Source organism: Kribbella sp. HUAS MG21, assembly GCF_040254265.1.
Taxonomy (GTDB): domain Bacteria; phylum Actinomycetota; class Actinomycetes; order Propionibacteriales; family Kribbellaceae; genus Kribbella.
Window position 1 is genome coordinate 6,925,784 of the sequence record NZ_CP158165.1, and the last position, 25,170, is coordinate 6,950,953.

General features: G+C 70.0%; 26 protein-coding genes. 12 read left to right on the forward strand and 14 right to left on the reverse strand.

What is annotated here, in order from left to right; translation table 11 throughout:
• Positions 1-7 precede the first annotated feature (7 nt).
• Positions 8-454, forward strand: coding sequence for an SRPBCC domain-containing protein (locus tag ABN611_RS33395; protein WP_350276268.1), 447 nt, complete (start codon positions 8-10; stop codon positions 452-454).
• On the opposite strand, the gene ABN611_RS33400 is transcribed toward ABN611_RS33395, so the two are convergent.
• Genes ABN611_RS33400 through ABN611_RS33420 form a run of 5 tightly spaced genes read right to left on the reverse strand, consistent with a single transcriptional unit; the run spans position 443 to position 4,469 of the window.
• Positions 443-1,174 (reverse strand): MBL fold metallo-hydrolase, encoded by a 732-nt coding sequence (locus ABN611_RS33400; protein ID WP_350276269.1) that lies wholly within the window; start codon positions 1,172-1,174, stop codon positions 443-445. The genes ABN611_RS33395 and ABN611_RS33400 overlap by 12 nt on opposite strands.
• Positions 1,171-1,557 (reverse strand): YccF domain-containing protein, encoded by a 387-nt coding sequence (locus ABN611_RS33405; RefSeq protein WP_350276270.1) that lies wholly within the window; start codon positions 1,555-1,557, stop codon positions 1,171-1,173. The genes ABN611_RS33400 and ABN611_RS33405 overlap by 4 nt, the downstream gene beginning before the upstream one ends.
• The gene (locus ABN611_RS33410) at positions 1,554-2,471 is read right to left on the reverse strand and encodes an alpha/beta fold hydrolase (RefSeq protein ID WP_350276271.1); all 918 of its coding nucleotides are present in this window, start codon (positions 2,469-2,471) and stop codon (positions 1,554-1,556) included. Before ABN611_RS33410 ends, ABN611_RS33405 begins: the two co-directional genes overlap by 4 nt.
• On the reverse strand, positions 2,443-3,570 hold the full coding sequence (locus ABN611_RS33415) for a saccharopine dehydrogenase NADP-binding domain-containing protein (protein WP_350276272.1): 1,128 nt from the start codon (positions 3,568-3,570) through the stop codon (positions 2,443-2,445). The genes ABN611_RS33410 and ABN611_RS33415 overlap by 29 nt, the downstream gene beginning before the upstream one ends.
• 5 nt (positions 3,571-3,575) lie before the next feature.
• The gene (locus ABN611_RS33420) at positions 3,576-4,469 is read right to left on the reverse strand and encodes an SDR family oxidoreductase (protein ID WP_350276273.1); all 894 of its coding nucleotides are present in this window, start codon (positions 4,467-4,469) and stop codon (positions 3,576-3,578) included.
• Positions 4,470-4,543: 74 nt separating this feature from the next.
• On the opposite strand from ABN611_RS33420, the gene ABN611_RS33425 reads away from it, so the two are divergent.
• The 5 genes from ABN611_RS33425 (at position 4,544) to ABN611_RS33445 (ending at position 9,786) form a co-directional block, all read left to right on the forward strand.
• Positions 4,544-5,155 (forward strand): TetR/AcrR family transcriptional regulator, encoded by a 612-nt coding sequence (locus ABN611_RS33425; protein ID WP_350276274.1) that lies wholly within the window; start codon positions 4,544-4,546, stop codon positions 5,153-5,155.
• A gap of 5 nt (positions 5,156-5,160) precedes the next feature.
• Positions 5,161-5,625, forward strand: a complete 465-nt coding sequence (locus tag ABN611_RS33430; RefSeq protein ID WP_350276275.1) for a hypothetical protein — start codon at positions 5,161-5,163, stop codon at positions 5,623-5,625.
• Positions 5,626-5,634: 9 nt separating this feature from the next.
• Positions 5,635-6,438 carry an exodeoxyribonuclease III gene (xth, locus tag ABN611_RS33435; protein ID WP_350276276.1) on the forward strand — a complete coding sequence of 268 codons (804 nt, stop codon included), beginning with the start codon at positions 5,635-5,637 and terminating at the stop codon, positions 6,436-6,438.
• Between the two features lie 23 nt (positions 6,439-6,461).
• Entirely contained in the window at positions 6,462-8,567 is a 2,106-nt protein-coding gene (locus tag ABN611_RS33440) for a S9 family peptidase (RefSeq protein ID WP_350276277.1), read from the forward strand.
• A gap of 259 nt (positions 8,568-8,826) precedes the next feature.
• Positions 8,827-9,786: a sigma-70 family RNA polymerase sigma factor gene (locus tag ABN611_RS33445; RefSeq protein WP_350276278.1), complete on the forward strand. Its 960-nt coding sequence runs from the start codon at positions 8,827-8,829 to the stop codon at positions 9,784-9,786.
• Between the two features lie 74 nt (positions 9,787-9,860).
• On the opposite strand, the gene ABN611_RS33450 is transcribed toward ABN611_RS33445, so the two are convergent.
• From ABN611_RS33450 to ABN611_RS33460, 3 genes are all read right to left on the reverse strand, one after another.
• Complete coding sequence (locus ABN611_RS33450) at positions 9,861-10,793, reverse strand: endonuclease/exonuclease/phosphatase family protein (RefSeq protein WP_350276279.1); 933 nt, start codon at positions 10,791-10,793, stop codon at positions 9,861-9,863.
• Between the two features lie 138 nt (positions 10,794-10,931).
• A complete protein-coding gene (locus ABN611_RS33455; RefSeq protein ID WP_350276280.1) occupies positions 10,932-11,648 on the reverse strand; it encodes an HAD family hydrolase in 717 nt (238 codons plus the stop codon).
• Between the two features lie 44 nt (positions 11,649-11,692).
• Entirely contained in the window at positions 11,693-12,874 is a 1,182-nt protein-coding gene (locus ABN611_RS33460; protein WP_350276281.1) for a type II CAAX endopeptidase family protein, read from the reverse strand.
• A 46-nt stretch (positions 12,875-12,920) separates the two neighbouring features.
• Between ABN611_RS33460 and ABN611_RS33465 the strand changes: the two genes are divergently transcribed.
• The 3 genes from ABN611_RS33465 to ABN611_RS33475 are packed head-to-tail and all read left to right on the forward strand — an operon-like array spanning position 12,921 to position 16,156.
• Entirely contained in the window at positions 12,921-13,889 is a 969-nt protein-coding gene (locus ABN611_RS33465; protein WP_350276282.1) for a Dyp-type peroxidase, read from the forward strand.
• Positions 13,890-13,941: 52 nt separating this feature from the next.
• Positions 13,942-15,489 carry an ATP-dependent DNA ligase gene (locus ABN611_RS33470; RefSeq protein ID WP_350276283.1) on the forward strand — a complete coding sequence of 516 codons (1,548 nt, stop codon included), beginning with the start codon at positions 13,942-13,944 and terminating at the stop codon, positions 15,487-15,489.
• Positions 15,482-16,156: a class I SAM-dependent methyltransferase gene (locus ABN611_RS33475; protein WP_350276284.1), complete on the forward strand. Its 675-nt coding sequence runs from the start codon at positions 15,482-15,484 to the stop codon at positions 16,154-16,156. The genes ABN611_RS33470 and ABN611_RS33475 overlap by 8 nt, the downstream gene beginning before the upstream one ends.
• Positions 16,157-16,166: 10 nt before the next feature.
• On the opposite strand, the gene ABN611_RS33480 is transcribed toward ABN611_RS33475, so the two are convergent.
• Complete coding sequence (locus tag ABN611_RS33480; protein ID WP_350276285.1) at positions 16,167-16,436, reverse strand: hypothetical protein; 270 nt, start codon at positions 16,434-16,436, stop codon at positions 16,167-16,169.
• A gap of 122 nt (positions 16,437-16,558) precedes the next feature.
• Between ABN611_RS33480 and ABN611_RS33485 the strand changes: the two genes are divergently transcribed.
• Positions 16,559-17,428 (forward strand): helix-turn-helix transcriptional regulator, encoded by an 870-nt coding sequence (locus ABN611_RS33485; protein WP_350276286.1) that lies wholly within the window; start codon positions 16,559-16,561, stop codon positions 17,426-17,428.
• Here the strand turns inward: ABN611_RS33485 and ctaD are convergent.
• The 4 genes from ctaD to ABN611_RS33505 form a co-directional block, all read right to left on the reverse strand.
• Entirely contained in the window at positions 17,413-19,116 is a 1,704-nt protein-coding gene (ctaD, locus tag ABN611_RS33490; protein ID WP_350276287.1) for a cytochrome c oxidase subunit I, read from the reverse strand. The two genes, ABN611_RS33485 and ctaD, sit on opposite strands and share 16 nt — an antisense overlap.
• Before the next feature lie 63 nt (positions 19,117-19,179).
• A complete protein-coding gene (locus tag ABN611_RS33495) occupies positions 19,180-19,707 on the reverse strand; it encodes a type 1 glutamine amidotransferase domain-containing protein (protein ID WP_350276288.1) in 528 nt (175 codons plus the stop codon).
• 67 nt (positions 19,708-19,774) lie between these two features.
• The gene (locus tag ABN611_RS33500) at positions 19,775-20,575 is read right to left on the reverse strand and encodes an LLM class flavin-dependent oxidoreductase (RefSeq protein WP_350276289.1); all 801 of its coding nucleotides are present in this window, start codon (positions 20,573-20,575) and stop codon (positions 19,775-19,777) included.
• A complete protein-coding gene (locus ABN611_RS33505; RefSeq protein WP_350276290.1) occupies positions 20,575-21,402 on the reverse strand; it encodes an alpha/beta hydrolase in 828 nt (275 codons plus the stop codon). Before ABN611_RS33505 ends, ABN611_RS33500 begins: the two co-directional genes overlap by 1 nt.
• An 85-nt stretch (positions 21,403-21,487) precedes the next feature.
• Here ABN611_RS33505 and ABN611_RS33510 point away from each other — a divergent pair, with 85 nt between their 5' ends.
• Complete coding sequence (locus ABN611_RS33510) at positions 21,488-22,369, forward strand: LysR family transcriptional regulator (protein ID WP_350276291.1); 882 nt, start codon at positions 21,488-21,490, stop codon at positions 22,367-22,369.
• On the opposite strand, the gene ABN611_RS33515 is transcribed toward ABN611_RS33510, so the two are convergent.
• Positions 22,366-24,369 carry a DUF1906 domain-containing protein gene (locus tag ABN611_RS33515; RefSeq protein WP_350276292.1) on the reverse strand — a complete coding sequence of 668 codons (2,004 nt, stop codon included), beginning with the start codon at positions 24,367-24,369 and terminating at the stop codon, positions 22,366-22,368. The genes ABN611_RS33510 and ABN611_RS33515 overlap by 4 nt on opposite strands.
• Positions 24,370-24,527: 158 nt before the next feature.
• On the opposite strand from ABN611_RS33515, the gene ABN611_RS33520 reads away from it, so the two are divergent.
• Positions 24,528-25,103, forward strand: coding sequence for a TetR/AcrR family transcriptional regulator (locus ABN611_RS33520; RefSeq protein WP_350276293.1), 576 nt, complete (start codon positions 24,528-24,530; stop codon positions 25,101-25,103).
• Positions 25,104-25,170: the final 67 nt, after the last annotated feature.

Here is a 25,170-nt window from a genome sequence, read left to right on the forward strand (position 1 = left end):
GCCGGTCGTGGACGAACTCACCGCGGAGATCGAGGTGCCGGCGACCGCCGCTGTCGCGTTCGAGCTGTTCACCGACGAGTTCGGTCGCTGGTGGCCGCCGGAGTTCTCCTGGTCGGGTGCGGAACTGCTGACCGACATCGGGATCCTCGACGGCGTGCTGTACGAGCTCGGACCGCACGGATTGCAGTGGGACTGGGGACGGGTGCTCGTCTGGGAGCCCGCGCGGCGGTTCGTCTTCAGTTGGCAGATCGGGCCGGACCGGGTGCCGGTCCCCCGTGCCGAGGACGCGAGCGAGGTCGAGGTGACGTTCGACGGGTCGAGCGTCCGCGTCGCCCATCGCGGCTGGGAGCGGCACGGCGAGGCCGGCGAGGCCTACCGGGAGAACTTCCGCCAGGTCTGGCCTTACGCACTCGGCAGGTTCGCCGAACACGTCGCCAACAGCTCACAGCGCTAGCGTCAGCCCCTCCTCGGCGGCGATCACCTCACCGTCGAACACTTGCGACGCCTCCGCGACAGAGATTGACCGGTCCGACCCAGGCCAGAAGTGCGTCAGCAACAACCGCCGCGCTCCCCGCGCACCCTGGGCCGCTTCACCGGCCGTCATGACGTACCGCGGCTCGGTCCGCGGCGGCTCGCCCTGCAGCGTGGCATCCGAGATGAACAGGTCGGTCCCCTCGGCCAGCCGCCGCAGCTCAGGCGACGGCCCGCTGTCCCCGGTGTAGGCGACTGAGACCCCCGGCGCACTCAACCGCACACCGAGATTCGTCTTGTAATGCGGCAGTTCCACGGTCAGTACGTCGAACGGCCCGATCCGCGTGGTCGACGCCAAGTCCCGTACGGCGAACACCTCGGCCGGATCCGGATGCGGCTCGAGCGCACGCAGTACGTCGAGAACGCCCGGAGCACAGTGCAGCGCGATCGGGGGCGCGTCGGGCGCGTCGTAGTACCGGACCCTGGCGAGACCGCTGACGTCGACACAGTGGTCCGGGTGCTGGTGTGTCACCACGACCGCGTCGACCTCGCCGCGCGGGCAGTGCTCCAGCAGCCGCGGCAGGGCGGCGTACCCGAGATCGAGGACGACCCGGAAACCGTCGTACTCGAGCAGGAAACCCGCGCAGGCCCGGCCCGCCTCGGGCCAGGCGCCGCAGGAGCCGAGGACGGTCAGGGACCTCACGCGAACGACTGGTTCGTCGGGACGATGTCCTTGCCGAGCGGGACCAGTGAGATGGGGATCAGCTTGAAGTTCGCGACGCCGAGCGGGATGCCGACGATCGTCAGGCACAGCGCGATCCCGGTGACCAGGTGGCCGAGCGCCAGCCACCAGCCGGCGAAGACGATCCAGATCAGGTTGCCGAGCACGGCGCCCGCGCCGGCGCTGCGCTTGTCGACGATGGTCCGCCCGAACGGCCACAGCGTGTACCCGGCGATCCGGAACGACGCGATGCCGAACGGGATCGTGACGATCAGCACGCAGCAGATGATCCCGGCGACCGCGTACCCGACCGCCAGCCAGAACCCGGCCAGCACCAGCCAGATCAGGTTGAGAAGCGTCTTCATGTCTCCCAGCGTGCCAGCTGACGGGTGTGATCCCGTACGAGTTCGGCGACAAGTCCGGGATCGTTCCGGGGCATCCAGTGGGTACCCCTGACCACCCGCACCGTCAGGTTCGGCGCCCAGCGGGCGACATCGGTCTGCAGCGGCGTGGTGACGAAGGGGTCGCGGTCCGGCGAGACCGCGAGGACGGGGACATCGGTACGCCGTTCCGCGGGCCGGAGCAGGCGTGGGATGACGTTCGCGCGGTAGAGCTTCATGCCGTTGACGTAGTCGCCGAGCGCGCGGTTGTCGTCCGGCTGCTGCTTCTCCAGGCGGTTGAAGGCCCGGTGCGCCCAGCCTCGGCGCCAGCCGCGTTCGGGGAGCCAGGGCAGGTGGAAGTAGAAGATGTACCAGGAGTGCACCAGTTGCCGGACAACTGCGCGGTTGAGCCGGCGAATGAAGTACCCGGCATGATCGAGCGATGGCCCTGAGATCGAGGTGAACGACGCGATGCGGCCTCGCAGGGCCGGGTCGGTGACGAAGTGCCACGCCTGGATCGATCCCCAGTCGTGCGCGAGCACATGCACGCCCCGCGCCACCGGCTCCCCCGCCCGCGCCACCGGCTCCCCCGCCCGGGCCGGCGGCGTGTCCGCCCGGGCCGGTGTCACCGCGTCGACGACTGCTTCGAAGTCATTCTGCAGGCGGTCCAGGGAATATGCCGGCGTGGTGCTCGGGTGGTCGGATTCGCCGGCTCCTCGTACGTCGTACGTCACGACGTGGAAGTCGTCGGCGAGGAGCTCGGCGACCGGCCCCCACAGCGACGCGTTGTCCGGGTAGCCGTGGACGCAGATCAGCAGCGGTGCGTCGGGGTTGCCGTAGTCGTAGACGGCCAAGCGCGTCCCGTCCGCGCTAGTAACTGTCGACTTCGAGAGTCGCAAAGGTCATCCCCGCCTTCACCAGCCGCTCGCGCAGCGCAGGTCCCATGGCCGCGGCCGTCGTCGTCTGGCCGGCCGTCTCCGGTACGTCGTCCAGCGCCAGGCACAGCGCGCTCTCACCGAGCATCTTCGCGGTCTCGTCGTACCCGGGGTCACGTCCGGCGACCTCGGTGATCACCTGCTTGCCGCCACCGCGCCCGACGAAGCGGACGTTGAACCACGACCGCGCCCGCTGCTCGGCGCTCGGCCCGTCGCCGGGTTGCAGGCGGTTGAGCAGCGCGTTGCGGACCGGCGGGATCTGCGCGCCCAGCACCAGCAGGCCGACACCACCGATGCCCGCGGCAACAGTCGGCAGGTGCTTCAGGGCCGCGTAGTGCGAGTAGCGGAAGTCCGGCCCGTAGCGGTCGAGCAGCCGCGCCGAGTACCCGACGATCTGCGGGTCGACGGTCGGCAGCGGGACCGCCCAGAAGCCCTGCTGGCGATGAATGCTGCCGGGCACCGCGCGCGCCCTCCGGCCGACCGGCCGCACCTCGGCCGCTCGGCGCGCGCGATGCGCGTCCAGGTTCTGCTTCGGTCGCGAGAACGCCGTGATCGCCGTGTGGAAGGTCCCGCCCGACGGCCGCCCGCCCGCCCGCAGCAAACCGTCGACCTTGATCGGCACGTTCTCCGGCAACTGCTCGACGGTGTACTGCACGCCGAGGTCGTACGGGATCGAGTCGAAGCCGCACGCGTGGATGATCCGGGCGCCGGTCTGGGTCGCGCGCTCGTGGTAGCGCACGTACATCCGGTCGACGAACTCCGGCTCGCCGGTGAGGTCGAGGTACGCGGTCCCCGCCTCGGCGCAGGCCGCGACCAGCGGTTCGCCGTACTGGACGTACGGTCCGACGGTGGTGGCGACGATCTTGGTGGACTGGGCCAGCTCGCGCAGCGACCGCGGGTCGGTGACGTCGGCGTACAGCACGTCCCGGCCGAACCGCTCCAGCTTCGACTTGTTGCGTCCGGCAACGGCCCAGCGCAGGCCGTCCGGCGCGTTCTTCGCCAGGTACTCCGCGGTGAGCGCGCCGGTGAAGCCCGAGGCACCCAGCAGCACGACGTCGTACATCCGGGTCACTTCCGCGAAGCCTTCACCGCGTCGGCCTGTCCCCCGGCGCCGGTCGGCCGCGACGAGGCCTCGGCACCGCGGGTCTGGATGTCGGCGAGCGCCGCCTTGTCCGCCTTCGGCACGCTGAACCGCGACCCCGCCTCGATGACGTGCGGAAGCACCCAGCGCACCACCTTCAATGCGCCGATCCAGCCGGGCACGTGGACGGTCCGCGACCGCTTCCGGATGCCCTCGACGAACTTGCCGACCGCGAACTCCAGCGAGTACGTCTTGCTCACCAGCGGGATCCCGGTCCGCACCTTGCCGAACACCGGGTGCGTGTCGACACCGCGCACCATGTCGGTGTCGACGAACGTCATGTGCGCGACGCCGACCCGGACACCGAGATGCTTGAGCTCCGGCCGCAACGTGTCGCCCATCGCCTCGACACCGGCCTTCGCCACGTTGTACGACGCCAGACCCGGGATGTGCACGATCGCGGCCAGCGAGGACACGAGCAGCAGGTAGCCCTTGCTCTCGAGCAGGTACGGCAAGGTCAGGTTGACCGTCTTCCAGACACCGAGCAGGTTGACGTCGATGACGCGCTCCCACGCCTTCGGGTCCATGCTCCGGGTGAAGCCCGGCGCCGCGATCCCGGCATTCGCCATCACGACGTCGATCCGGCCGTACCGCGCCGCGATCCCCTCGACGGCCGCCCGCAGCGAGTCGGCGTCGGTCACGTCCGCCTCCCACCAGCCGGCGTCCGGGCCGCAGTCCTCAGCGACCTTCTTCAGCTCGTCGGGCTCCAGGCCGACCAGCGCGAGCTTCGCGCCGTCCTGCGCCAGCTTCCGGGCGACCGCGGCGCCGATCCCCCGGGAGGCGCCGGTGATGAGCACGACTTGACCGGCCAACGGACGCATCGGGACCTCCAGGCTTGTTGAGTGGGTACTCAACAGTAAGTGCTTGTTGACCGAATACTCAATAGACTGTCGGTATGAGCCAGACCTCTTCCTCCGGCGCCCGGCTGCGGCCCGGCGAGCGGCGGGCGCAGATCCTCGCGGCCGCGCGCCGGGTGCTGCTCGCGGACCCGCACCGCGAGCTCACGGTCGAGCTCGTCGCCGCCGAGGCCGGGGTCTCCCCCGCGTTGCTGTTCCACTACTTCGGCTCGAAGAAGAAGTTCCAGTACGCCGTCATCGAGGAGGCGGCCGCCGAGGTGATGCTGCGGACGGCGCCGGACCCGGCGCTGCCCCCGGCCGAACGGCTGCGCTCCGGGATCCGCGCGTTCGTGCGCGCCGTCCTCGAAGCCCCGCAGCTCTACCGCGCCACGCTCCTGATGTCCGCGGCCGGCGACCCGGAGATCCGCGCGCTGCACTCGGACCTGCGGCGCGTGTTCAGCGAGTGGGTGATCGCCGCGGTCGCCGAGCGTGGCATCGAGGTCACCCCCGTCGTCGAGCTCGCCTGCCACGGCTGGCAGGGTTACGTCGAGCAGACCCTGCTGGTGTGGATCGACAACCCGACCGTGTCGCCGGACGCTCTCGAGCACCTGTGCGAGCACTCGCTGGACGCGATCCTCTCGACCACCAGCCTCGAGCCGACCTCCGAATGAGCGTGATGAACAAGTTCTTCCTGACGGTCCACATCCTCGCGGCGATCCTGTGCGTCGGCCCGGTGACCGTCGCGGCCAGCATGTTCCCGCCGCTCGCGCGCCGGATGCTGGCCGCGGAGACTCCGCAGCCCGGCGGCCTGGACGTGCTGCACCGGATCACCCGGGTCTACGCGTGGGCGAGTCTCGCCGTACCGGTCTTCGGGTTCGCGGTGGCCGGCGGCATGCAGGTGATGGACGAGGCCTGGCTGATCGTCTCGATCGTGCTGACGCTGGCCGCCGCGCTGGTGCTCGCGTTCCTGGTCGTGCCCGCCCAGTCCGCCGTCCTCGCGGTCGCGGGCGGTACGGCGGAAGCGCGCGGCGGCCTGCTCTCGAAGGCGAAGCTGCTGTCGATGACGAGCGGGATCTTCGGGCTGCTGTGGCTGATCGTCCTGGTGCTGATGGTCGTCAAGCCCGGGCACACCAGAGGATAGGGTTCGCACGTGCTGACGGTTGCCACGGTGAACGTGAACGGGATCAGGGCCGCCTTCCGGCGCGGCATGGGGCCCTGGCTGCGGGACACCGACCCGGATTTGCTGCTGATGCAGGAAGTCCGGGCGCCGGACGACGTACTGCGGGAGGCCCTCGGCGGTGACTGGCACATCGCCCACGCCGAGCCGGCCATCGACGGGCACAAGGGCCGGGCCGGGGTCGCAGTGGCGAGCCGGCGGCCGATCAAGGACGAGCGCGGTGAGATCGGGCCGGAGCGGTTCATCGGCAGCGGGCGGTGGGTCGAGGCGGACGTGGCGCTGCCCGACGGCTCGCTGCTCACCGCGATCAGCACATACGTCTTCACCGGGGAGTTCGAGACGCCGCCGCGGCAGGAGGAGAAGTACGCGTTCCTGGACGCGATCACGCACCGGCTCGGCGAGCTGCGCGCGGACGGGCGGCACGTGCTGCTGTGCGGCGACCTGAACATCGCGCACCGCGAGGTCGACCTGAAGGCCTGGAAGGCGAACCGGAAGAAGAGCGGCTTCCTGCCCGAGGAACGCGCCTGGATGGACCGGCTGTTCGAGGCCGGCTGGGTCGACCTCGGCCGCCGCTTCGGCGGCGACGGCCCGGGCCCGTACTCGTGGTGGTCGTGGCGCGGCAAGGCCTTCGACAACGACGCCGGCTGGCGGATCGACTACCAGATCGCGTCCCCGGAGTTCGCCGCGCTGGCCCGGAACTGCGTGGTGCACCGGGCGCCGACGTACGCCCAGCGGTGGAGCGATCACGCCCCGGTCGTCGCGACGTACGGGATCTGAGCGCGTCCGGGTAGTCTCGCCGCATGCCAGAGATTTCTTCCCCGAACTCTTCTGTTACGCCGCCCGTCGCCGCCCGGAAGCCGGTCGAGCGGACCCACCACGGCGACACGTTCGTCGACGACTACGAGTGGTTGCGGGACAAGACGAACGACGAGGTGCTGGACTACCTGCGGGCCGAGAACGCCTACACCGAGGCCCGCACCGCGCACCTGGAATCGTTGCGCGAGGCAATCTTCAAGGAGATCTCGGACCGCACCCTGCAGACCGACCTGAGCGTCCCGGCGCGGCGCGGCGGCTACTGGTACTACTCGCGCACGATCGAGGGCAAGCAGTACGCGCTGCACTGCCGGGTCAAGGTGGCCGGTGACCAGCCGCCCGCGACCGACGGCGAGATCGCGGGCGAGGAGGTCATGCTCGACGGCAACGAGGTGGCCGGCGACTCCGAGTTCTTCTCGCTCGGCACCGTCGACGTCTCCCCCGACGGCCGGCTGCTGGCGTACTCCGTCGACCTCAAGGGCGACGAGCGCTTCACGCTGCGGATCAAGAACCTGGAGACCGGCGAGCTGCTGCCGGACGAGCTGCCCGAGGTGCACTACGGCTCGGCCTGGTCCGCGGACGGGTCGACGATCTTCTACACCAAGGTCGACGACGCCTGGCGGCCGTACCAGGTCTGGCGGCACGCGCTGGGCAGTCCTGGGAATGATTCTGGCGACGTCCTGGTGATGGAGGAGACCGACGAGCGGTTCTGGGTCGGTGTCGACCTGACCCGCAACGAGCAGGCGATCATGATCGCGCTCGGCAGCAAGCTGACCAGCGAGGTCTGGCTGCTCGACGCGAACGACCCGGCGGGCGACCCGGTCGTGGTGGCGCCGCGCCGCGAGGGCGTCGAGTACGACGTCGAGCACGCCGGCGACCAGTTGCTCATCACGCACAACGCGGACGCCGCCAACTTCTCGCTGGCCTCCGCACCGCTCGACGCCCCCGGCGACTGGACCACGTTGCTCGAGGGCGACGAGACCAGCCGGCTGCTCGGCGCGGACGCGTTCGCCGACCACGTCATCCTGTACCGGCGGCGCAACGCGCTCACCGAGCTCGCGATCATGCGGCGTACCGGCGACGGCTTCGGCGCTCCCGAGGTGCTGGAGTTCGAGGAGCCGATCTACACCGTCTCCCCCGGCCGCAACGACGAGTGGCACGACACCCGGTACCGCTTCGGCTACACCTCGCTGGTCACGCCCGGTTCGACGTACGACGTGGACGTCGCGACCGGCGAGCGGCGGCTGCTCAAGCAGCAGCCCGTGCTCGGCGGCGTCGACACGAGCGACTACACGCAGTACCGCGAATGGGCGACGGCGCCGGACGGGACGCAGGTGCCGATCTCGATGGTCGCGCGCAAGGACGTCGCGAAGGACGGGAACGCGCCGGTCGTGCTGTACGGGTACGGGTCGTACGAGCACTCGGTCGACCCCTGGTTCTCGATCCCGCGGCTGTCGCTGCTCGACCGCGGCGTGGTGTTCGCGATCGCGCACGTGCGCGGCGGCGGCGAGCTCGGCCGGCACTGGTACGACGACGGCAAGATGCTCACCAAGCGCAACACGTTCACCGACTTCGTCGCGGCCGCCGAGCACCTCGTGCAGGCCGGCTGGACGAAGCCCGAGCGGATCGTCGCGCAGGGCGGGAGCGCCGGCGGCCTGCTGATGGGCGCGGTCGCGAACCTCGCGCCGCAGGCCTTCGGCGGGATCGTGGCCGAGGTCCCGTTCGTGGACGCGCTGACCACGATTCTCGACCCGTCGCTGCCGCTCACGGTGATCGAGTGGGAGGAATGGGGCAATCCGCTCGAGAACCCCGACGTCTACGCGTACATGAAGTCCTACTCGCCGTACGAGAACGTCACCGCGCAGCGCTATCCGCGGATCCTGGCGATCACCAGCCTGAACGACACCCGGGTGTTCTACGTCGAGCCGGCGAAGTGGGTCGCGAAACTGCGGGCCACCGCGGCCGGCGATTCCGACGTCCTGCTGAAGACCGAGATGGAGGCCGGGCACGGCGGCCGCAGCGGCCGGTACGACGCCTGGCGGGAGATCGCGTACTCGCTCGCCTGGGAGCTGGACGTCCTCGGACTCAGCTGAACGGCCGGGAATTTCCTGCCCCGGACGTGTGTTGTGCAACACATCCGGGGCACCGGAACGACGGATTTCTGTACGGATTCTCAGGTTGTGTCCCGGAGTGTTGCGCCGAAATGGTCGGCAATGCCCCGGGACACCGGTTTCCCCGGCGGTTTTCGCTGCCGGGAACTCTCAGGGAACCTTCAGGGTGTTTACACACTGGTACCGGAATCTTGAACCCTACTCGAGCGTTGCTCTCCATGTAACGACGAAGGGAGTTTCGGTGGCTCGCACGACTCGTGTCCGCACGACGGACGACGGTATCGACGGCAAGGACAGCGTCGGTCTCTACCTCGAAGAGATCGCTCGCACGCCGCTGCTGACGGCTGAGGAAGAGGTCGAGCTCGCTGAGACGGTCGAGGCAGGACTCCTCGCGGAGCAACTGCTGGCCGAGGGGCGGGTTGGACGTAAGAAGGGCGGAGCGCCCAAATATGCCACGGAGGAGGAGCTGGAGTGGCTGGCCGCGGAGGGCCGGCGCGCGCAGCAGCGGTTCGTGACCGCGAACCTCCGGCTCGTGGTGTCGATCGCCCGCCGTTACGGGCGGTCCCAGATGCCGCTGCTGGACCTGGTCCAGGAGGGCAACACGGGGCTGATCCGGGCGGTGGAGAAGTTCGACTACCGGAAGGGTTTCAAGTTCTCGACGTACGCGACCTGGTGGGTGCGGCAGGCGATCACCCGCGGTATCGCGCAGCAGGCCCGGGTGGTCCGGCTGCCGGTGCACGTGGTGGAGCAGCTGAACCAGATCGGGTCCGCCCGGCGGACGCTGGAGCGCAAGCTCGGGCGCGAGCCGGAGATCGACGAGATCGCGGCCGAGCTGAACCTGGACGAGGAGCGGGTCACCGAACTGATCCGCATCGGCCGGGACCACATCAGCCTGAACAGCCCGGTGGACGACGAGGGTGAGACCTCGCTGGGTGACCTGATCGCGGCCGAGACCGCGCCGGGTCCGGACCAGCTGGTCGCCGACGCGTCCGACCGGTCGGGCCTGTTCAGCCTGGTCGACCAGCTCGACCCGCGGTCCGCGGACGTGATCCGCCGCCGCTACGGCCTGCACGACGGCCGCCAGGCCAAGCTGGCCGACATCGGCGCGGTGCACGGCATCTCCGCGGAGCGGGTGCGCCAGATCGAGCGTGAGGCGCTGGGCCGCCTGCGCCTGCTGGCAGACCCGACGCTGGCCGCGTAACGCAGTACGACCGAATACCCCGAAACCCCTCCAGGACCCCCGAGCCGAGACCCGGCCCGGGGGTCCTTTCGGCGCTAGCCCAGGTGGATCCAGGACTCGACCGGCAGGTGGTCACTCGGGAACTGCCCGTCCTTGCTGAACGTGTTGATGCTCGCCTTCTCGACCCGCAGGCCCGGTGTGGTGAGGATCCAGTCGATCCGGTTGCCGTTCGGCGTCAGCGGCTTGTAGCCGTGGAACGTGGCGTACAAGGCGCTGCGCTCCTCGGCCGTCACCCAGCTGTCGGTGTACTTCCCGCTGGTGACGAGCTTGTCGTACACCGGCACGCCGGCCTTCGCGGCCTCGTTGAAGTCGCCCGTCATGATCACCGGCACCGTCGGGTCGAACGCGGCCACCTTCTGCAGGATCAGGTCCGCGGACTTCGACCGGGCGGTCGCGTCGAACGCCTCCAGGTGCGTGTTGACCGCGTAGAACTGCTTCGACGTCGTCTTGTCGAGGAAGCGGACCCACGTCACCATCCGGGCGCAGCAGCCGCCCCACGTCTTCGAGCCCATGACCGCCGGGGTGTCGGACAGCCAGAAGTGGTCGTACTCGAGCGGCTGCAGCCGGCGCTGGTCGAAGAAGATCATCATGAACTCCCCCTTGCTGCCGCTCTCCCGGCCGAGGCCGATCGAGTCGTACGCCGGACCGAGGTCGGCGGCGATGTCCTGCAACTGGGAGTACAGGCCTTCCTGCGTGCCGATCAGCTGCGGGCGGGCCTCGCGGAGCTGCTCACGCATCACCGGGCGCCGGTCGGCCCAGGTGTTCGGCGGCGTGTTGCTCGCGTACCGCAGGTTGTAGGACATCACGTGCAGCGGGCCGTCGGTGACGGCGGCCGCTTCGCTGGTGCCGGTCGACCGGGTCGACTCCGTGGATCCGGTCGAGACCGCCTGCGAGACCCCGCTGGCGAGTGTCAGGCCGGCGGCGACCGTCGCGGCGAGCGCCGCGAACCGGCGGCGGGAGATGAACATGTCAGAAACCTCCAAGAGCGGTTGGCCAGGAGGTTGGACGTTAACCAGGTCCGGTGACGAGTCGCTAGCCGTAGCGCGTCGCGCACATGACGCGACGGTGCCGCGGCGTCCGGTCGCGAACCGGACCTGGTGAATCCGCTAGGCGGCTGCCGCGTTCCAGGTGTCGATCAGCGCGGGCAGCTCGGACAGCCGCTGGACGGTCGCGTCCGGCGTACCCTCCGTGTGGCCGATCTGCTCGAGCGGGATCGCGCTGTGCGGCAGGTGCGCGGCCCGCATCCCCACGTTCTGCGCGCCCCAGACGTCGTCGAACAGCCGGTCGCCGACGAACAGGCAGCGCGACGGCTCGGACACCCCGACCGCGCGCATCGCCGCCAGGAACGCCTCCGGATGCGGCTTCGTGTGCGGGATCTCGCTCGTGTAGACGGCGCCGTCCAGGAGCTCGAGTACGCCGTCGCGGGCGAAGATCTCCTCGTGCCGCCGGCGCGGCCAGATCGTGTTCGACAGCACGCCGAGCTTGAGGCCCTGGGCCCGGAGCGCCTGCAGCGTCTCCACGGCGTCCGGCTCGAGCTCGGTGTGCGGGTCCCACTGCCGCTCGTATTCCGCCAGGGCGGCCGGGGTCAGCTCGATCTCGGCCAGCAGGCACACCTCCTCGAGCGTGCTGCTGCGATGCTCGTCGCGCGACCGCCGCCAGACCGAGCCCTCGGCCTCGACGAGTCGCGCGGCCAGTACGTCGGCGTTGGGCTCGTCGAGCACGGCGCTCACCGCGCGCCAGGTCTCGTGCAGGGAGATGTCGTGCCAGGTGGCCAGCGTGCCGCCCCAGTCGAACAGGACGGCTTCGATCTTCGCGTTCGTCACGCGGCACAGCCTGCCAGAGCCGACCGACAGTTCTCGCCTGTTTTTCAGCTCAGCCGCTGGATCTCCCGCCGGCGCGCCATCCAGGTGATCGCGTACGCGTAGAACACCAGGCACGGCAGGTCGGCCGCGAGCAGCGTCCACGGCGCGCCGCCCTGCTCGTCCCAGTCGCTCAGCCCACCAGTTGCCGCCGGCAACAAGAAGGCGAAGAGGTTGTTCGTCACGTGTACGGCGATCGCCGCCTCCAGTCCCCCGGTGCGCACGGTCAGCCAGCCGACCGTCACCGCGAACAGGAACACGTCGACCATCGCCCAGCCGGTGTAGCCGTGCGCCGAGATGAACGCCACGCCGCCGACGACGATGCCGGGCCACGGCGACCGGAAGACCTTCCGCAGTACGCCGCCGCGACCCTCCGGGCTGTCCGGGCCATAGGCGCCGACCGCCTGCACCAGCCAGCCACGGAACACGAACTCCTCCGCCGCCGACTGGAACGGCACCAGCAGCAGGATGAGCAGCGCCGGTACGACGAACGCCGCCCAGCCGACCCAGGAGCCGTCGGTGTCGGTGTTCCCGGTCGACTCCTCGGGCGGGAACACCGGGTCGACGACGATGCTCGTCACGATCGACAGGCCGACGTACCCGAGGGCGGGCAGGGAGCACCAGAGCAGCCACCGCCAGCGGATCCGGTTCAGCACCGAGGCGACGCTCCAGAACGGGCGGCGCTGGATGATCCAGGCGACCAGCCCGACGAGCGGGGTCAGGACGCCGAGCAGGACGAGGTTGAAGGCGAGGTTCTCGGTGTCGCTCGGGAACAGGTTCGCGCCGTCGGGTTGCGGGCTGGGGCCGCCGAGGAGTTCGTGCGCGATCACCCAGGCGGCCGTGACGATCCACATCAGCGTCACGGCGAGCGTGCCCAGGACGAGGGTGCCGGCGATCGGACGCCACCAGCGGTGCTTCGCGGTGCGCGCGAGCCGGTGGAACGGCGTACCGCTGGGGGCCTCGACGGTCCGCGGCTCCCGCTGGGCGTACTGCTGCGGGTACGGTCCTGGGCCGCCCCACTGCTGCGGGTACGGTCCCGGAGCGCCCCACTGCTGCTGGGGGTGCTGGGGGTACGGAGGATACGGACCTGGGGGCGGGTACGCGCCGGGGTGGGGTGGCGGCGGTGGATACTGCCCCGGCTGGGAGGATGGGCCCGGCCGCGGAGCCGGCCTGGGTTCTTGCGGGTCCATGACTGGACTCTAGAAGATCGGGCCAACTCGACGAGGGGAGAACACGGTGGTCAGTGATCCGATGCCGGAGACGAAGCGGGTGACGGAAGCGCTGCCGCAGTCCGTCCTGATGCCGCTCAGCGGCTCGGCCATCTTCCTCGTGGTGCAGGTCGAGGACGGCGGCGAGGAGCGCACCCGCGACCTGCTCGAACGCCTCAGCGGGCTCGTCCGCTCGGTCGGCTTCCGGGTCCCGGCCGGCAACCTGTCCTGTGTCACCAGCATCGGCTCGGACGTGTGGGACCGGCTGTTCAGCGGCCCGCGCCCGGCCGAGCTGCACCCGTTCGTCGAGCTCAAGGGCGCCACCCACCACGCGCCGTCCACCCCCGGCGACCTGTTGTTCCACATCCGCGCCGCGCACCAGGACCAGTGCTTCGAGCTGGCCAGCCAGATCATGAAGATCCTCGACGGCGCCGCGACGGTCGTCGACGAGGTGCACGGCTTCAAGTACTTCGAGATGCGCGACCTGCTCGGCTTCGTCGACGGCACCGAGAACCCGGCCGGCGCCGAGGCCCGGGCCGCCGTGCTGATCGGCGACGAGGACCCGGACTTCCGCGGCGGCAGCTACGTGATCGTGCAGAAGTACCTGCACGACCTGAAGGCGTGGAACTCGCTGACCGTCGAGCAGCAGGAGCTTGCCGTCGGCCGGACCAAGCTCGACGACATCGAGCTCGACGACGCCAAGAAGCCGGGCAACGCGCACATCGTGCTGAACGTCGTCGAGGACGAGGACGGCAACGAGCTGCAGATCCTGCGCGACAACATGCCGTTCGGCACCGTCGGCACGCAGGAGTTCGGCACGTACTTCATCGGCTACGCGAAGACGCCGGCGGTGACCGAGCTGATGCTCCGCCGGATGTTCATCGGCGTCCCCGAGGGCAACCACGACCGGCTGCTCGACTTCTCGACGGCGGTCACCGGCTCGCTGTTCTTCACCCCCACCGCGGACTTCCTCGACGACCTGCCGCCCGCTCCCTGAGGCTCCGCGGCAGGTCCCGGGCGTTGTCGGTGGCTTGCGGGAGACTGAGGGCATGTTGCTCACCGAGGTGGTCGAGACGTCGACCGCGCTGGCCGGGACCCGGTCGCGGCTGAAGAAGGCCGAGTTCATCGCCGGGCTGCTGTCCAAGGCCACCGATCCCGCCGAGATCGAGATCGTGGTCACGTACCTGTCCGGCGAGCTGCGGCAGCGGCGGACCGGGGTCGGCTGGCGGACCTTGATGGACGCGCCCGAGCCGGCCGAGGTGCCCTCGCTGACGGTCGAGGAGGTCGACGGCGCCTTCGCGGCGTTGGCGGAGATGTCAGGGGCGGGCGTGCAGGCGCGCCGCCGGGCCGCGGTGGACGATCTCTTCGGGCGGGCGACGGCGGACGAGCAACGGTTCCTGCGGCTGCTCGTCGGCGGTGAGCTGCGGCAGGGTGCTCTCGACGGGGTGATGGCGGACGCGGTCGCGCGGGCGACGGGCATCGCGCTGAGCAAGATCCGCGCCGCGGCGATGCTGCGCGGGGCGGCCGCTCCGGTCGCGGTCGCCGTACTGACCGAAGGCGAGGCCGGGCTGGCGCAGTTCGGGCTCGAGGTCGGGCGCGGGGTGCAGCCGATGCTCGCGCAGTCGGCGACCACGGTGGCGGAGGCGCTGACCAAGACGGGTACGCCGGCCGCACTCGAGTGGAAGCTCGACGGCATCCGGATCCAGGCGCACCGGGACGGCGACAAGGTGGTCGTCTACACGCGGACATTGGACGACATCACGGGGCGCGTGCCCGAGGTCGTGACCGCGATGCTGGCGCTGGATGCGCAGCAGGTGGTGCTGGACGGTGAGCTGATCGCGCTGCGGGCCGACGGACGGCCGGAGCCGTTCCAGGTCACGGGTTCGCGGACGGCGACGCGTGCGGCGACAGGGCCCGAGACCGTGCCGCTGACGCCGTACTTCTTCGACATCCTGCACCAGGACGGCCAGGATCTCCTCGGCCTGGACGGTGCGGCGCGGCACGAGTGGCTGTCGAAGCTGCTGCCCGAGGAGCGACGGATCCCGCGGCTCGTGACCGACGACGCCGACGCGGGACAGGCCTTCTTCGCGGACGCCGTACGGCGGGGACACGAGGGCGTCATGGTGAAGTCGCTGACCGTGCCGTACGAGGCCGGGCGGCGCGGGTCCGGGTGGGTCAAGGTCAAGCAGACGCACACGCTCGACCTGCTCGTGCTCGCCGCGGAGTGGGGCCACGGGCGCCGTACGGGCTGGCTGTCGAACCTGCATCTGGCCGCGCGGGACGAGGACACCGGCGAGTTCGTCATGCTCGGGAAGACTTTCAAGGGGCTGACGGACGAGCTGCTGCGCTGGCAGACCGAGCGCTTCCAGGAGCTCGCCGTACGACGGGACGACTGGGCCGTCCACATCAAGCCGGAGGTGGTGGTGGAGGTCGCGTTCGACGGCGTGCAGACCTCGCCGCGCTACCCGGCCGGTATGGCGCTGCGGTTCGCGCGGGTGCTGCGGTATCGCGAGGACAAGACGGCGGCCGACGTTGATACCGTGCAGACGGTGCGCGCGATCCATCTCGGACCCGACATGGAGGAGAACGATGGCTGAGGACCCCGATGTCGTGTCCCGGCGGATCGCGAAGGAGTCGCTCGACCGCGACGACCCGACCGGCTGGTTCGAGAACCTGTACGCCGCCGCGGCCGAGGGAGCCGCGGTCGTGCCGTGGGACCGCGGGACCGCGCACCAGTTGCTGATCGAGTGGGCCGAGGAGTCGCAGCCGGACGGAGCCGGCAAGTCCGCGCTGGTCGTCGGCGCGGGCACTGGCTGGGACGCCGAGCTGATCGCCGACCGCGGGTACGCCACGACGGCGTTCGACATCTCCCCCACCGCCGTCGAGACCGCGCGGCGCAACCACCCGGACTCCGAGGTGCAGTACGTCGTCGCCGACCTGCTGAACCCGCCGGCGGACTGGCACCGCGCGTTCGACCTCGTCGTCGAGATCTACACCGTGCAGGCGTTGCCGATCTCGCTACAGCCCGCCGCGATCAAACAGGTCACCGAGCTGGTAGGCCCCGGCGGCACGCTCCTCGTCGTCGCCGCGGCACGCCCTGACGACGAACCCGACGAGGCCATCCAGGGCCCGCCCTGGCCCCTGACGCGCGCGACCATGCACTCCTTCACCACCCCTGACCTCCGCCTGATCCAACTGACACAGTCACCCAGCCCCGCCGACCCCACGATCAGCCGCTGGCGGGGCGAGTACCTCCGCGACTGACAGGCCGAGCTCAGCGGCCGGCGTCGTAGTCCACGGTCAGCTGACGATCGGCCCAGCGCACGCGTACGGCGGTCAGGACGCCGAGCAGGACGATCACCACGCCGACCATCTCGGCCGTCTCCTCGACGGCCATCGCGACGTGCCGCCACAGGTACCGCGCGCCGGCTTCGGTGAGCAGGACGTTCACGACCTCCATGCCGAGCGCGCCCGCGATCGACGTCGCGACCGGCCGTCGGCGGAACCGGCCAGCCGAGCGGCGGCGATCGACAGCAGACAGCACGCCACCAACAGCGCCGAGGTCCACCAGCTCGCCAGCGACCGCTCCTGCGCGGCGTTCAGCAGAGCCACGACATCGAGCACCGCGAGGCGAACATCTGTTCGAAAATGATGTAGACTTGACTCATGGCGGGGCGAAGTGTGGTGGGGCCTACGGCGTTGCGGATGATGTTGGGCGGTCATCTGCGGGAGCTGCGTGAGCGCGCCGGGGTCAGCCGCACGGACGCCGGGTGGGCGATCCGCGCCTCGGAGTCGAAGATCAGCCGGCTCGAGCTCGGGCGGGTCGGGTTCAAGGAGCGGGATGTCGCCGATCTGCTGACCTTGTACGGCGTGCACGAGGCGCACGAGCGGGACCGGCTGCTGGATCTCGCGCGCGAGGCGAACGATCCGGGCTGGTGGCATCGGTACGGTGACGTCACGCCCGAGTGGTTCGACGCGTACCTCGGGCTCGAGGCGACCGCCGAGCTGATCCGCACGTACGAGATCCAGTTCGTCCCGGGCCTGCTGCAAACCGCCGACTACGCCCGCGCCGTCGCCCGCCTCGGTCCCAGCGGCACCCGCCCGGACAGCGAGATCGAACGCCTCGTCGCGCTCCGCACCCGCCGCCAGCGAGCACTCGACCGCGAGCCGCCCCTCAAGCTGTGGGCCGTGATCGAGGAGGCCGTCCTCCGCCGACCGATCGGCGGTACGGCGGTGCTGCGCGACCAGCTCGACGCCCTCCTCGAAGCGACCACCCGGCCGAACGTCACCGTCCAGATCATCCCGCTCGAAAGCTCCGGCCACGCGGCGACCGGCGGTGCGTTCAGCCTGCTGCGTTTCCCGCAGCGCGACCTGCCCGACATCGTCTACCTCGAGCATCTGACCAGCGCGCTGTACCTGGACAAGCGCGACGACGTCGAGACCTACACCCAGGCCCTCGAGCTGCTCGCGTCCACGAGTCCCCCGCCCCAGCAGACCGAGCGCCAGCTGCTTCGGCTCCTTCAGCGACTCGCCTGAGGAGGGACCTTCTCCCGTTCGTCCGCCGTCAGCGCAAGCTCCGGGTGGTGCAGGTCGAAGGCCGGCGACTCCGACCGGATCCGCGGCAGCCGCTCGAAGTTGTGCCGCGGCGGCGGAGAACTCGTCGCCCACTCCAGCGAGCGGCCCCAGCCCCACGGATCGTCCACCTCGACCCGCGGACTGCGCCGCGACTTGTACACGTTGTAGAGGAACGGCAGCGTCGAGACCCCGAGAATGAACGCGCCGATCGTCGACACCTGGTGCAGCGTCGTGAAGCCCTCGTTCGCACCGAAGTCGGCGTACCGTCGCGGCATCCCCTCGACCCCCAGCCAGTGCTGGACCAGGAAGGTGGTGTGGAAGCCGATGAACAGCAGCCAGAAGTGCAGCTTGCCCAGCCGCTCGTCGAGCATCCGCCCGGTGAGCTTCGGCCACCAGAAGTAGAACCCGGCGAACATCGCGAACACCACTGTCCCGAACACGACGTAGTGGAAGTGCGCGACCACGAAGTACGTGTCGTTCAACTGGTAGTCGAGCGCCGGCGACGCCAGGATGATCCCGGTCAGCCCGCCGAACAGGAACGTCACCAGGAAGCCGACCGCCCACAGCATCGGCGTTTCGAACGACACCGACCCGCCCCACATCGTCCCGATCCAGTTGAAGAACTTCACCCCGGTCGGCACCGCGATCAGGAACGTCATGAACGAGAAGAACGGCAGGTTCACGGCTCCGGTGGTGAACATGTGGTGCGCCCAGACCGCGATCGAGAGCAGCCCGATCGCGAGGGTCGCGGCGACCAGACCGAAGTAGCCGAAGATCGGCTTGCGGCTGAAGACCGGCAGGATCTCGGTGATGATGCCGAAGAACGGCAACGCGATGATGTACACCTCGGGATGACCGAAGAACCAGAACAGGTGCTGCCACAGCAGGGCGCCGCCGTGCGCCGCGGTGAAGACCTGGGAGCCGAGCAACCGGTCCGATTCGAGCATCAGCAGCGCGGCGGCGAGGATCGGGAAGGCGATCAGCACCAGGATCGACGTGATCAGCACGTTCCAGCAGAAGATCGGCATCCGGAACATCGTCATCCCGGGCGCGCGCATGGTGATGATCGTGGTGACGAAGTTGACGCCGCCGAGGATCGTGCCCAGACCGGCCATCCACAGGCCCATGATCCACAGGTCGCCACCGACGCCCGGTGAGCGCTCGGCCGTCGAGAGCGGGGCGTACGCCGTCCAGCCGAAGTCGGCCGCCCCGCCCGGCGTGAGGAACGCGGACAGCGTCATCAGGCCGCCGAACAGGAACAGCCAGTAGCTGAACATGTTCAGCCGCGGGAACGCCACGTCCGGCGACCCGAGCTGCACCGGCATGATCACGTTGGCGAACCCGACGAACAGCGGGGTCGCGAACAGCAGCAGCATGATCGTGCCGTGCATAGTGAAGAGCTGGTTGTAGACCTCCTCGTTCACGATCTGCAGCCCCGGCTCGCCGAGCTCGGCGCGGACGATCAGCGCCATCACGCCGGCGATCAGGAAGAACGCGAACGACGTGACGAGGTACAGCTGGCCGATCACCTTGTGGTCGGTCGTCGACAACAGCCGGGCGAGCACCTGGCCCAGCGGCCGCCGGCCTACCTCCGCCGCGGTCGGTCCGGTGCGTTCGGTGACTCCGGCATGCCCACTGACACTGGCCATGCGACCTCCCGTACTACCGCATCCCTTCGATTAGACACCCAGGGATGCGTGAGCAACACCCCGTCAGCCGAGGGCGCCCAGGAGCGTCTTGCTGAAAGCCGGCAGGTCGTCGGGCTTCCGGCTGGTGATCAGGTTGCCGTCGGTGACGACGGTTTCGTCGACCCATTCGGCTCCGGCGTTGCGCAGATCGGTCTGCAGGCTGGGCCACGACGTCATCCGCTTCCCCCGCACCACGTCGGCCTCGACCAGGGTCCAGGGCGCGTGGCAGATCGCCGCGACCGGCTTGCCCGAGTCCATGAACGACTTCACGAACGCGACCGCCTTCGCGTCCGTCCGCAGCGCGTCCGGGTTCGCGACGCCGCCGGGCAGCACGAGGGCCGCGAAGTCGTCGACCGACGCGTCCCCCACGGCTTGGTCCACGGTCGCCTTCTCGGCCGCCGTCAGATGGTTGAAGGTCTGCACCTCGCCCTTCTCCGGGCTCAGCAGCACCGGCTCGTAACCAGCGTCGGCCACGGCCTTCCAGGGCTCGGTGAGTTCCACCCGCTCGATCCCCTCGGCAGCGACCAGGAACGCGATCTTGCGGTCAGGCATCACAGTCTCCCTTCGATGAGCACTTCCTCGCGCCGGTACCCGGGCACCGCCCCAGCACACGTCCCGGTTACCGCGAAGGTCCCGCGGCGACCAGCGCCCGTACGTCGGCCAGCCGCAACGTCTCCGGATCGGTGTCCGTGAGGCACCACGTCGCGCCCGCCTCGGCGTACGGACGCGGATCGGCCGCCGGCTCCAGGGCCACCGCGATGTCGTAGCCGTCCAGGCTGCCGCGCACGGACCGTAGTACGGCTGCGGGCTCGGCGACCTGCTCGGGTGACGTCAGGTTCACCGGGAAGAACCCGTCGTACCGCGCCGCCCGCTGGACCGGCTTCGCCTTGCCCGGGAACCCCGCCACCCACACCGGCACCCGCCCGTTCACCGGCCGCGGCAGGAACTGTCCGTCGTCCACCAGGTAGTGCCTGCCGTGGTGCCGCACGGGCTCCCCCGTCCAGCCGGCCGCGAGGATGTCCAGGGTCTCGTCCAGCCGCTCGGCCCGGACCCGGTCGTCGAGTTCCTCGCCGGTCTTGGAGTACTCCTGCGCGAACCGGTCACTGCCCAGCCCGACCCCGAGGATCAGCCGGCCGCCCGACAGCCGGTCGAGCGTCGTTGTCTCCCGCAACAATTTGGTCGGCCGCCGGCGCGCGATCGGCGACACCATCGGACCGATCCACAGGCGCTCGGTGGCCGTGGCCATCGCGCTCATCGTGATCCACGGATCCGACACCTCGCGGATCGGCGCCCGCCACCACAGCTGATCCCACAGGAAGAACCCGTCCCACCCGGCCTCCTCGGCCGCCGCCGCGAGCCGCGCGACCTCCAGCGGGTCCGACAACTCGTCGAATAGCGGAATCCACACGGCGAACTTCATCATCGCTCCTCGGTGTGATCGACCAGCGCGTCCACGAACTCACTCCAGTACGGCGCGGACAGGCCGTGCCCCATGCCCGGCATCACGACGAGCCGAGCACCAGGCACCGCGTCGCGCAAGGCCTCGCCGTGCGGCAACGGCAGCAACGGATCCTTGTCACCGTGCACCACGAGCACAGGCTGCGTGAGGTCGCCGAACCCGCCGTTGCGCGGGCTGTCGAAAGCCATCGCGTAATGGTTCGTCAACGAGGCCTCGTAATCCCGCGCCCGCGCCTGGTCCGCCCGCACCAGCGCACGCGCGGACGCCTCCTTGAAGTGTCCCGCTGCCTCGGCCTCGATCGACCGTACGACGTACTCCTCGACGGCGGCGTGGTCGGCGAAGTCCGGCGTACCGAGCCTGGGCATCGACTCCGACGGCGGCGGCAGTCCGTCGTCGCCGGTCGTGGTCGACACGAAGGTCAGCGAGGCGACGCGGGACGGGTGATCCAGCCCGAGGAACAGCGCCGTACCGCCTGACATCGACTGGGCGACCACGTGCGCGCGATCGATGCCGAGGGCATCCAGCAGACCGACTGCGTCCGAGGCGAGGTCGCTCATCGCGTAGCCCGGTTCGCCGACCGGGTACGACGTGGAGCGGCCGGTGTCGCGCTGGTCGTACCGGATCACGAAGCGCCTGCGGGCGGCGAGCTGCTCGCACAGTTCGGGCTCCCACCACAGCATCGACGCCGACGCGCCGTGGATCAGCAGGACGGCCGGATCGCCCGGGTCGCCGAAGGTCTGGGCACAGAGCTCGACGCCGTTGACCTGGTAGAGCTTCTCGGTAGTCATGATTCGACCGTAGAAGCCGCGAGGCGATCGTGAAAAGCGATTGATTCTGATCAAATCGATCGCCATGAGCGATACAGTGCGGAGCATGTACGAGTTGCGTCACCTGGCGACGCTCGCCGCCGTCGCCGACGAGGGGTCGTTCGGCCGCGCGGCGCGCAGGCTCGGGTACACCCAGTCGAGCGTCAGCCAGCAGATCGCCGTCCTGGAGAAGACCGCCGGCGGTGCGCTCTTCGACCGGCCGGGCGGGCCGAAGCCGGTGCGGATCACGCCGCTCGGAGACGTCGTCCTGCGGCACGCACGGGAACTCCTGCGCCGCGCCGACGAGCTGGACGACGGGGTCCAGCGGTTCCGGGCGGGTGACAGCCGGATCGACATCGGCACGTTCCAGTCGGTGTCGAACATGCTGCTGCCGCGGGTGATCCGGGAGCTCCGGGACGCGCATCCGGGCTGCGACATCCGGTTGTTCGAGGAGGAGACCGACACCCCGGACCTCGCCGGGCTGGACCTGATGTTCTTCGACGGCCGCACCGACGACAGCATCGAGAACCTCAAGCTGCTCGACGACCCGTACCTGCTGGTCGCGCGGCCCGGGGACTTCCCGGCCGGACCGGTCCCGCTCGAGCTGCTCGACGAACTACCGCTGGTGGCACATCCGGCGATCTGCCATCAGGCCACGGTCGAGGACTTCCTCCGCGCCCGCGGCATCCGCCCGCGGTTCGTGTTCCGCACCGAGGGCAATGAGGCGTTGCTGGCGATGGTCCGTGCCGGTCTGGGCGCCGCGCTCGCGCCGCGTCTCGCCGTACTGCGAACCGACGAGACGCTGGCGCTGCACGCGCTGTCCCCCGAGCTTCCGGTCCGGGAGATCTTCCTGTTGTGGCAGGCCGGCCGCACACACTCGCCGCTGGCGGCGCACGCGATCGAGATCGCGCGACGTGCGGCGGCCAACCTGGCCGCCGGCAGCAGCTAGCTGACCGTCAGGACCTTCGACGGCGTCTGCGTGCCCTGGTGGTCGGCGTCCGCCAGCCACACGACGCGGTACGTGTACGTCCCCACGGCGGTCGGCTTGAGGGCGAACGCGTACTTGCCGTTCGTCGCCAGCTTCCCGGTCGTCACGGCGACCCACGTCGTACCGGAACGCCGCTGCAGGTACGCCGTCGTCCCGGCGTGCGGCGGGTTCAGGTAGCCGTAGAGCACCGCGGAGCTCCCGAGCCGGATCGCCGAGGGGGTCAGGTACCCCGACAGCGCCGGGTAGACCTGCACCAGCGCCGCCGCACTCCGCGTCCCGAGGACACCGGCGCCGCCGTTGTAACCCCACATGTAGTACGTCGACACCGTCGGCTTCTGCGACACCTGGACGATCCCGTTGGCGTCGGAGGTGTACGTACCAACTGTCGACCACTTGGAAGCATTCTTCGCCTTCGAGTACAGCACCACCGGTACGCCGGCCAGCTTCACGCCGTCGAGCCGGCTCACCGCCGTCGACAGCGTCACCGCGCGGGTGTACATGATCGACGCCGCGCTCGCACCGATCGTCGCCTTCGACCCGACCAGCCGGACGTCGACACCCGGCCCGATCTTGCCCGCGCTGTTCTTCACCCAGACCCGGTAGGCGTAGCTGGCGGAGTTCGGGAGGCCGGTCTGCGTGTACATGCTGGCCGTGCCGTTGTAGACCGCCGTACCGGACGTCACCAGTTGCGGCGGCGTCGAACCCGGCGCGCTCCGCACCATGATCTGGCCGAGCGTCGTGTTCGCCGGCTTCGTCCAGCGCAGCGCCGCGGCGCCGACCCCGCCGGTGACACCGAAGCTGCTGACCGGCGGCGGCGGTGCGGTCAGGTTGAGGTAGTTCTTGTCGACGTTCATCGTCACGCCGCCGTTGGTTTCCGTCAGGTTGTCGTACTGGTGGACGCGCTGGTGATTGCTCCAGTAGCTGTCCGGGATCGACATCTTGCCCGGGGTCCGGTTCCACTGCGCGACCCAGATGTTGTCCGGTCGCGTGTACGCCGTGTTCGGGTAGGCGGTGACCAGGGCCTTGGCGCCCGACGCGGCAGCGACGTACGCGCCGCCGAGGTACCCGCGCGCGTTCAGCTCCTGCGTCCAGCCACTCAGGTACGACACCACGGCGGCGTCACACGCCGCCGTCGGCGTGTAGGCCTCGATGTCGCTGTAGATCGCGCTGCGCGGCGCGAAGCCCAGCGCCGCGGCGGCCGCGACCGCGTTGATCGCGGCGTTCTTCCCCTGGACGAACGACGTCGCGGGACGCGACGACATCACGCTCTTGTACGTCGTGCACGGCGCCTGCAGCCCGACGTCGATCAGCAGGAACTGCCACCCCTTGCTCGCATTGGTGGCGACCCAACTGGAGGTCAGGTTCGGCTGCGCGCACGCCCGCAGCGCGCCGCTGGTGTAGATGCCGATGCCCTGGTACGTCGGGCGCCAGGCGTCCATCGCCGACTGCGACGGCGCGGTACAGGCGTCGAACCCGTGCCCCGCGAAGTTGCCGGTCGCAACGATCGTGGGAGCGGCGGCGGTCTGCTGCGCGACCCGGGCCGACGGGGTCTTCGTCACCACGCGCCCGGTGCTCAGCACGTCGTTCGCGGACTGCACGTCGCCCGGTGCGTAGTACGCCGTCGCGAGCACGCCCGCGTCCGTGATCGCGCGCCGCAACAGGCCGTCGGTGGACGGCTGCGTGGTGGTCAGCGGCTCCAGGATCAGACCCGAGCTGCGGCCGACCAGGTGCGCCGGGCAGTTGGCCTGCTCCGTACTACGGCCGAGGTAGACGGCCGGCTGGTCGAGCCGGACGCACGCGGTCGGGTTCGCGGCCAGGTCGACGACCGGCCAGTCGGCCGGCACGGTCACCTGATAGCCGCGGTACGAGACGGTCTTCGTGTCTTCGGCGATGGCCGGTCCGCTCGCGGCGACTCCCGCGACCAGTCCGAGGGCAAGTGCCAGCACCCCAGGTCTCAGCAACCTCACTATGCTCCCCACGTTTCATCGATGGACGGTGCCCCCAAGTGAAGGCGAGCGCCTGCTCCGTTGTCGAAGAGCCTCCGGCACTCGCCTCGATCCGGTGATGCTATCGGACCCGTTTTGGAACGTTTGGTCCATAACGTGCTAGGGTCGGCGCCATGCCGAGACCGAGGACGTTCGACGAGGACCGCGCCGTGGACGCGGCGATGCGGGTGTTCTGGACCGCCGGCTACGAGGCCACGTCGACCCAGGACCTGTGCCGGGCGACCGGCCTCGGCCGGAGCAGCATCTACAACACCTTCAGCAGCAAGCGCGACCTGTTCGACCGCGCGCTCCGGCGCTACACCGCGCAGTTCACCGCCGTCCAGCTCGAGGTGATCCAGGACGCCGGGCTGCCGATCCGCGAGCGCGTCCGGCGGATCCTGTGGGCGGCGGTCGAGCCGGAGGCGGACGACCCGGCCGGCTGCTTCGTGATCAACACGATCGTCGAGCTCGGCCCGAAGGACGCCGAGATCGTCGAGCTCCTGGACCGCGACCACGAGCTCAAGCTCGCCGCGCTGACCACCGCCGTCAAGGCGGCGCAGGCCACCGGCGAGGTGGACCCGGAGCAGGACGCGGCCGGGCTCGCGACGTACGTCTTCACCGTCCTCGGCGGCCTCCGGGTCGCCGCCCGCCGCGGCGCGTCCGCGGACACCCAGCGCGCCGTCGTCGAGGCGGCGCTGCGCAGTTTCTGACCCCGCACTCCCCCGCACTCCCCGCAGTTCACGCTGGCCGCGTTTTGAACCGCTCGATCCAATACTC

Coding starts and splice junctions, on each gene's coding strand:
- ABN611_RS33425 (WP_350276274.1), top strand. CDS start 4,544: ATGAGCCAGACCTCTTCCTCCGGCGCCCGGCTGCGGCCCGGCGAGCGG.
- ABN611_RS33485 (WP_350276286.1), top strand. CDS start 16,559: ATGGCGGGGCGAAGTGTGGTGGGGCCTACGGCGTTGCGGATGATGTTG.
- ABN611_RS33440 (WP_350276277.1), top strand. CDS start 6,462: ATGCCAGAGATTTCTTCCCCGAACTCTTCTGTTACGCCGCCCGTCGCC.
- ABN611_RS33500 (WP_350276289.1), bottom strand. CDS start 20,575: ATGAAGTTCGCCGTGTGGATTCCGCTATTCGACGAGTTGTCGGACCCG.
- ABN611_RS33415 (WP_350276272.1), bottom strand. CDS start 3,570: ATGTACGACGTCGTGCTGCTGGGTGCCTCGGGCTTCACCGGCGCGCTC.
- ABN611_RS33520 (WP_350276293.1), top strand. CDS start 24,528: ATGCCGAGACCGAGGACGTTCGACGAGGACCGCGCCGTGGACGCGGCG.
- ABN611_RS33430 (WP_350276275.1), top strand. CDS start 5,161: ATGAACAAGTTCTTCCTGACGGTCCACATCCTCGCGGCGATCCTGTGC.
- ABN611_RS33470 (WP_350276283.1), top strand. CDS start 13,942: ATGTTGCTCACCGAGGTGGTCGAGACGTCGACCGCGCTGGCCGGGACC.
- ABN611_RS33460 (WP_350276281.1), bottom strand. CDS start 12,874: ATGGACCCGCAAGAACCCAGGCCGGCTCCGCGGCCGGGCCCATCCTCC.
- ABN611_RS33510 (WP_350276291.1), top strand. CDS start 21,488: ATGTACGAGTTGCGTCACCTGGCGACGCTCGCCGCCGTCGCCGACGAG.
- ABN611_RS33495 (WP_350276288.1), bottom strand. CDS start 19,707: ATGCCTGACCGCAAGATCGCGTTCCTGGTCGCTGCCGAGGGGATCGAG.
- ABN611_RS33505 (WP_350276290.1), bottom strand. CDS start 21,402: ATGACTACCGAGAAGCTCTACCAGGTCAACGGCGTCGAGCTCTGTGCC.
- ABN611_RS33475 (WP_350276284.1), top strand. CDS start 15,482: ATGGCTGAGGACCCCGATGTCGTGTCCCGGCGGATCGCGAAGGAGTCG.
- ctaD (WP_350276287.1), bottom strand. CDS start 19,116: ATGGCCAGTGTCAGTGGGCATGCCGGAGTCACCGAACGCACCGGACCG.
- ABN611_RS33450 (WP_350276279.1), bottom strand. CDS start 10,793: ATGTTCATCTCCCGCCGCCGGTTCGCGGCGCTCGCCGCGACGGTCGCC.
- ABN611_RS33405 (WP_350276270.1), bottom strand. CDS start 1,557: ATGAAGACGCTTCTCAACCTGATCTGGCTGGTGCTGGCCGGGTTCTGG.
- ABN611_RS33420 (WP_350276273.1), bottom strand. CDS start 4,469: ATGCGTCCGTTGGCCGGTCAAGTCGTGCTCATCACCGGCGCCTCCCGG.